The organism is Plesiomonas sp. (assembly GCF_051650925.1).
In the GTDB taxonomy this organism is placed as follows: Bacteria; Pseudomonadota; Gammaproteobacteria; order Enterobacterales; family CAMTGL01; genus Plesiomonas.
The window spans coordinates 1-6299 of sequence record NZ_JBOFRH010000057.1 but is presented as its reverse complement, the minus strand read 5'-3'; the positions used below and the strand labels follow the sequence as shown (position 1 = coordinate 6299).

Below are 6299 nucleotides of genomic sequence, written 5' to 3'. Positions count from 1 at the left end.
TTTTACAGATATTAAATCTTCAATGATTACTCATTAAGAACAAAACTAAGAGCCGTTATTAGGCTAATTCAAGATCAGCTTTAATGGTGCAGCTACATGCTAACACATAGCCAGAAGCAATCTCGTCTGCACTTAGCGTCATCTGGCTAGATGATTCGGTATCACCACTGATAACCTGCACTTTGCATGAGCCACATACACCGGCACGGCAGGCGGCAAAAACGGGGACATCATGTTGCTCTAGTGCTGCCAGTAATGTTGTACCTACTGGAACATGGATATCGCGTTGTAGCCCGCGAATATGTAACTTCGCCATTGTATTAACAGAGCCCGTTGCGGTGTTTTCTATTACAGCACTTTTTTCTGTTGTAAGATTATTGTCTTTAGCATTGAAAAATGACTCTTGATAAAACTCACTTTGTTTGACACCCAATTGTTCTGTCACTGTTTTGGATAACGCCATATAAGACTCTGGTCCGCAACTCATCACCGTATATTTTTCTGCATCAGGCACAAGTTGCTTTAACATATCAAATGATAACCGGCCATTGAGTGGTGCAGGGTGGTGGGGTTGTTTCGCCATAATATGTAACGATAATGTTTTCGGGTGCGATGCTGCAAGTTGTTGCCACTCTTGGGCGAAGATAACATCGTCAACACTGTGTGCATTATAAATAACAGTGACATGCGTATTTTTACGCTGATGCATTAACCAGCGTGTCATAGACATAATGGGGGTTATCCCACAACCGGCAGCAAGCATCAGATATTGTTTATTATCAGCATGTGTAGCACAAGTAAAATCCCCTTGAGCATCACTTAACCACAATGTATCGCCAACCTTAACCTGAGTTGTTAACCACTGAGAACCAACGCCATTGGGAATTTGCCGTACAGTAATACTGATATATTCACTCACATTGGGTGATGAAGATATTGTATATGCACGTACAACGGGGAGATTGCCCGGCTTGTTTTCTGGCTGATTATTACCGATATTCACAAAGGCATACTGGCCAGCCAAATAAGAATAAGGCTTGGCTGGGCGTAATATCAGCGTAAAAACATCCGCCGTTTCTTGATGTAAAGCATGAACATACATTGCATTGTGGCAAAGCGTGGCGGAAGTCATCATAGTGATACTCACTGTAAGCTGAATAATGAATCTGAAGAATTAGACTGAATAAATAATAGCAATAATATGAAATGAATAAGCACATGCAAAAACATGTGCCTATATTTATTACAGATGGTGAGAGGTTATGCAGGCGATAGAATAGACTTCATATCTTCAGCTACAGTAGTAATAGAGCGCATACCAAACTTTTCATTTAATATTGCGAGCACATTATCAGTTAAAAATGCAGGTGCAGTAGGGCCGGTATAAATATCTTTTACGCCCAGAGCCAGCAATGTTAATAAAATAACAATGGCTTTTTGTTCAAACCAAGAAAGCACCAGCGTTAACGGTAAATCATTAATGCCACAATTGAGCTTTTCCGCTAAATTAACAGCCAACATAATGGCTGAATAAGCATCATTACACTGACCGACATCAAGCAAGCGTGGTAATGCGCCAATTGTACCAAAATCAAATTTATTAAAACGATATTTACCACAGGCCAGCGTCATGATTAAGCAGTCTTCAGGGATCTCACGGGCAAAATCGGTGAAATAGTGGCGCTCACCACGGCTGCCATCACACCCACCCACTAAAAATACGTGGCGCAGTTGTTTGTTTGCCACCATATCAATCACTGTATCCGCTGCACCGAGCAGCGTTTCACGGCCAAAACCTACCGTGATCATCTCATCGATTTCAGTATGCGGGAAGCCAGCCATCTCCTGCGCTTGGGCAATCACTGCAGAGAAATCTTCACCTTCAAGATGTTTAACATTTGGCCAGCCAACAATGCTGCGTGTCCAGATCCGGTCAGCATAATTGCCAACATTCGGGTCAATGATGCAGTTAGATGTCATCACGACAGGCCCTGGGAAGCGGGCAAATTCCTCTTGCTGGTTTTGCCATGCACTGCCGTAGTTACCGACCAGATGCGGATATTTTTTCAGTTCAGGATAACCGTGAGCAGGCAGCATCTCCCCGTTAGTATAGATATTAATACCCGTACCTTCGGTTTGCTCTAACAGCGCTTTGAGGTCTTTAAGATCATGTCCGGAAATTAAAATCGCTTTACCTTTGACTGCCCGTACATTGACACTTGTTGGCACAGGGTTGCCGTATAAACCGGTTTCACCCGTATCAAGCATCGCCATAACATCAAAGTTCATCAGGCCGATAGCCATTGCATTGTCGAGCAGGGTTTGCATATCACTTGGGTTAGTACCCAGCCATGCCATAAAACCGTGGAATGTTGCATACACATCAGCACGTTGCTGCTCTAAAACGCGGGCATGCTCTAAATACGCTGCTGCACCTTTCAAGCCATACAGACAAAGCATACGCAGGCCATGAATATCATCACCCACTTCAGCTTTATCTTTGTTCAGCGCATATTCAGCCGCTTGCAGGGTTAACGCAGGAATGGCCAAATCAGACAGTTGGATATGAGCAACTGGAAGGGCAACATGAGCCTCGGCATTGTGTAGTCTACACTGTGTGGCCAGTGCTTCACGCAGCGTAATAGCCTGTTGGGTATACTCAACAATGCGGGCTGAATCAAAGTTAACATTGGTCAGTGTTGCAAAAAACGCTTTTGGCACAAACGCATCGACATCAGCGTCAATAATGCCATAGCTACGCGCCGTTACCGCCCATGCCGACAACCCTTCAAGCACTGCAACCAGCAAATCTTGCAAGTCAGAGGTTTCTGAGGTTTTGCCACACATACCTTGCGCGTAAGAACAGCCGTTACCGACAGGAGTACGAATAGTTTGCTCACATTGAACACAATACATTGAAGCCTCGCATTAAGTTATATTTTATATGCTTGTTATAGAATCATCATAGAACTCATAAACAAGCATTTCAAATGCAACTTAATGCGATTTCATTCTGTCTTGATGCAGATCAATAATCAGAGTGCAAACAGCGCCATAAAGACCGGTGCGCTGAGGCTAAGAATAAAGCCACTGACAATGGCTGCGGGCACAAGCTGTACACTGCCTGACTTTTGGATCACCGGCAGAGTAAAATCCATTGCCGTTGCACCACCAATACCTACTGCCGACATGCTATAGCGGCGTACCAGCAGCGGAATAATCATAATCGCCACCAGCTCACGGAGTAAGTCATTGAAAAATGCCGCACTGCCGAGTACCGGCCCGAGCGCATCGGTTAGCATAATGCCAGAAAGTGAATACCAGCCGAACCCTGACGCAATGGCCAACCCTTTATTGAGAGGCAGCCCCAACAGTAATGCTGCAATCAGCCCGCCAAGCAGGGAACTGATCAGTACAACCACGGCAATCAGCATTCCGCGGCGGTTGAGCAAAATTTGTCGCAACGGCATATTGCTATTACGCAACTGAATACCAATTAACCACAGTAAAAAAATCAGCGCATATTCACTGGCTTTTCCCGCATACACAGACCAAGGTTGTGTTACCCAACCTACAGCAAACCCAACAAATACAACGCCCAGCAATTGCAGTGAGTCGGCAGCCATTTTCAGGCGTGAAGGCAATACCTGTTGATGTAACGTAACCTGCCACGGCCAGCATTTATCCACCACATATAAAGCAATAAGGTTTAGCAGATTAATACAGCCGAAAAAGACCAGTGCATTCAGCACGATGTGTTGCAAATTTGCAGAAAGGTTATCTAAATAAGAGAGGGTGATACCCATTAACCCTAAAATAACATAGACCATCCAGCCACATAATTTACCTATCCATGGCGTTAGTGCCGGTTGGCGAAGCGGAAACAGATAACCAATAAGCAGAGGAACAATCACAATTAACAGGCCGGAATACATCATTTTTCCTTAAAACCAGCAGAGCGACAGGGGGGATATTCACACGCTAGCGCAAAGCCAGAAGGCTGTAAAGAAATGTGTCTGAGATAACGTATCCATAAAATAAAAAAAGAGATTGTTAACATTGTGAAGTAAAACCAACCGCCGATGTAAATCACTTGACCACATACCGCTGCGGGGGTAACTCTCTTACAAGATAACGCCTTCACGAGGATGAGAAATGTTTCTCGAACGCATTGAAATTGTTGGATTTCGTGGCATTAACCGACTGTCACTTTTGCTGGATGAGAACACCGTTTTAATCGGCGAAAATGCCTGGGGAAAATCAAGCCTGCTGGATGCGTTAAGTTTGCTGCTCGCTCCAGCAGACACCTTGTATCGTTTTAAAGCGAGTGATTTTTATCATCCTCCCGGTGAAGAGCAGGCAAAAGAGCGGCACCTGCATATTGTTTTCACCTTTCGCGAGTTGACATCAGGACACTGGCAGCAGGCGCACTATGCACCTTTTCAAGCGGCATGGGTGAGCCCGCGTAATGATAAATTACAGCGGCTGCATTTTCGGCTAGAGGGTGAGTGGTGTGATGATGGCTCGGTATCCACATGGCGTAACTTTATTGATGAGCAGGGCAGGCCGTTACACCTTGGCAATATTGAACCGTTAATCCACCAGCTGATCCGGTTACATCCGGTATTACGCTTGCGTGATGCGCGGCTAGTGCGTAACCAAAAAGCCAAGTCTGAGCCTACGCCACCCAATACGCAGAAGCATACTGACAGGCAGAGAACTCGACCTTTGTCGCGTTACGATAGGGCGCGCCGCTATCTTTTACAGCGGCGATCACGGCAGATACACACTGATTTTATTGAGTCTAAAACCGTGCCGCCTGAGGGGGTAATCGCAAATAAAAATGAAAACGCCGCCATCTCAGTGTTTCACACTGATCATCAAACAGATCAGCAAGCAAACAACTTTATGGGGGATGCAGAGCACGCCGCACACCCCTTTGATATCTCGGGTGAACTCTCACAGCATATTTATAAAACGCTGTCAGATAAACTGACCCACAACCTGCAAGATAACCCGCAGCGTATTACCAATAAAGAGATCCGTGAAGGGTTGGATGCTGCTCGCCAGCTTCTTGAGCACTACTTTACCGAACACAGCACATCACCTACAGTGGCAAGGCGGCGCAGAAGCCCTGACTTGACGCTGCACAACTCATGGCAATCCCTTGATATTTTACGGGGATTGGCACAGCGCCCTGAGAACCGTACCATCCGCCTGCTACTTTTGGGGATGTTTGCGAGCATTTTGCATGCTAAAGGCATTGAATCACTCGATCCAAACGCCAAACCGCTCTTGATTGTAGAAGACCCAGAAACCCGTCTGCACCCGATTATGCTCTCGGTGGCATGGGGGCTGCTCTCGGAATTACCGCTACAGCGGCTGACAACCACCAACTCAGGTGAATTGTTGTCGTACGTGCCGGTAGACCGCGTCTGCCGTTTGGTCCGCCATTCGAGTCGAGTCTCTGCCTACCGTATTTTGCCCTCAATGCTTAGCCGCGAAGACAGCCGTCGGATTGCGTTTCACATCCGTTTAAACCGTGCATCATCACTTTTTTCGCGTTGCTGGTTACTGGTTGAAGGCGAGACGGAAGTCTGGTTGCTGACCGAGCTGGCGCGGCTAGCCGGTTATCATCTGCAATCGGAAGGGATCAAAATTATTGAGTTTGCACAGTGCGGCCTTAAACCGCTGATCAAGTTTGCCAATGCCATGGGCATTGAGTGGCATGTACTGACCGACGGTGATGATGCCGGTAAGAAATATGCCGCGACTGTACGCGGTTTTTTGCGAACATCGTCATCGCGTAATCCGTTTACCCCTTATCCGGCAAATAACCATGAGTTAAATAGCGATAAAAAGAGTAAAAATGAAAGCCTGACCAGTTCAGAGCGTGAAAATCTGACATTTTTACCGGTTGCTGATATGGAGTTGTATCTGTTCCATGCCGGTTTTGCGCATGTCTATTATCAAGTGGCACGGTTGCCTGAAAATATCCCACTATCGCCGCGGCGGGTAATTGATAAAGCTATTCATCGCACATCCAAACCGGATATGGCATTGGCAATAGTCGAAGAGGCCGAACGGATGGGAACCGAATCTATACCGAAGTTACTGCGTCAAATGTTTTCAAAGGTGGTGTGGCTAGCTCGTGGGCGGGCAGGGTAGATACGTTTTACATAGGGTTATTTGCATTATTGAGTGCCCGATGGGGCACTCAATATCCGGCTATATTTGACCGTGTAATCGTGCAGGAAATGTTGCCAGAAATACGGTCAAAAACGGCTGGAAAATATTAG

Annotated in this window: 4 protein-coding genes; 1 reads left to right on the top strand and 3 read right to left on the bottom strand. The window is 46.1% G+C overall.

From position 1 onward, the window contains the following. Nucleotides 1-58: 58 nt before the first annotated feature. From hcr to ACRC27_RS01480, 3 genes are all read right to left on the bottom strand, one after another. Nucleotides 59-1135 carry an NADH oxidoreductase gene (gene hcr, locus ACRC27_RS01490; protein WP_438638990.1) on the bottom strand — a complete coding sequence of 359 codons (1077 nt, stop codon included), beginning with the start codon at nt 1133-1135 and terminating at the stop codon, nt 59-61. Between the two features lie 125 nt (nt 1136-1260). Continuing rightward, the gene (gene hcp, locus ACRC27_RS01485; protein ID WP_438623987.1) at nt 1261-2916 is read right to left on the bottom strand and encodes a hydroxylamine reductase; all 1656 of its coding nucleotides are present in this window, start codon (nt 2914-2916) and stop codon (nt 1261-1263) included. 119 nt (nt 2917-3035) lie between these two features. Next, on the bottom strand, nt 3036-3935 hold the full coding sequence (locus tag ACRC27_RS01480; RefSeq protein ID WP_438624100.1) for a lysine exporter LysO family protein: 900 nt from the start codon (nt 3933-3935) through the stop codon (nt 3036-3038). A 220-nt stretch (nt 3936-4155) separates the two neighbouring features. Between ACRC27_RS01480 and ACRC27_RS01475 the strand changes: the two genes are divergently transcribed. Beyond that, nucleotides 4156-6168 (top strand): DUF2813 domain-containing protein, encoded by a 2013-nt coding sequence (locus ACRC27_RS01475; RefSeq protein ID WP_438638988.1) that lies wholly within the window; start codon nt 4156-4158, stop codon nt 6166-6168. Nucleotides 6169-6299 lie beyond the last annotated feature (131 nt).

Excerpts from the sequence above, each read along its gene's own strand:
- hcp (WP_438623987.1), bottom strand. The coding sequence starts at position 2,916 with ATGTATTGTGTTCAATGTGAGCAAACTATTCGTACTCCTGTCGGTAAC.
- hcr (WP_438638990.1), bottom strand. The coding sequence starts at position 1,135 with ATGATGACTTCCGCCACGCTTTGCCACAATGCAATGTATGTTCATGCT.
- ACRC27_RS01475 (WP_438638988.1), top strand. The coding sequence starts at position 4,156 with ATGTTTCTCGAACGCATTGAAATTGTTGGATTTCGTGGCATTAACCGA.
- ACRC27_RS01480 (WP_438624100.1), bottom strand. The coding sequence starts at position 3,935 with ATGTATTCCGGCCTGTTAATTGTGATTGTTCCTCTGCTTATTGGTTAT.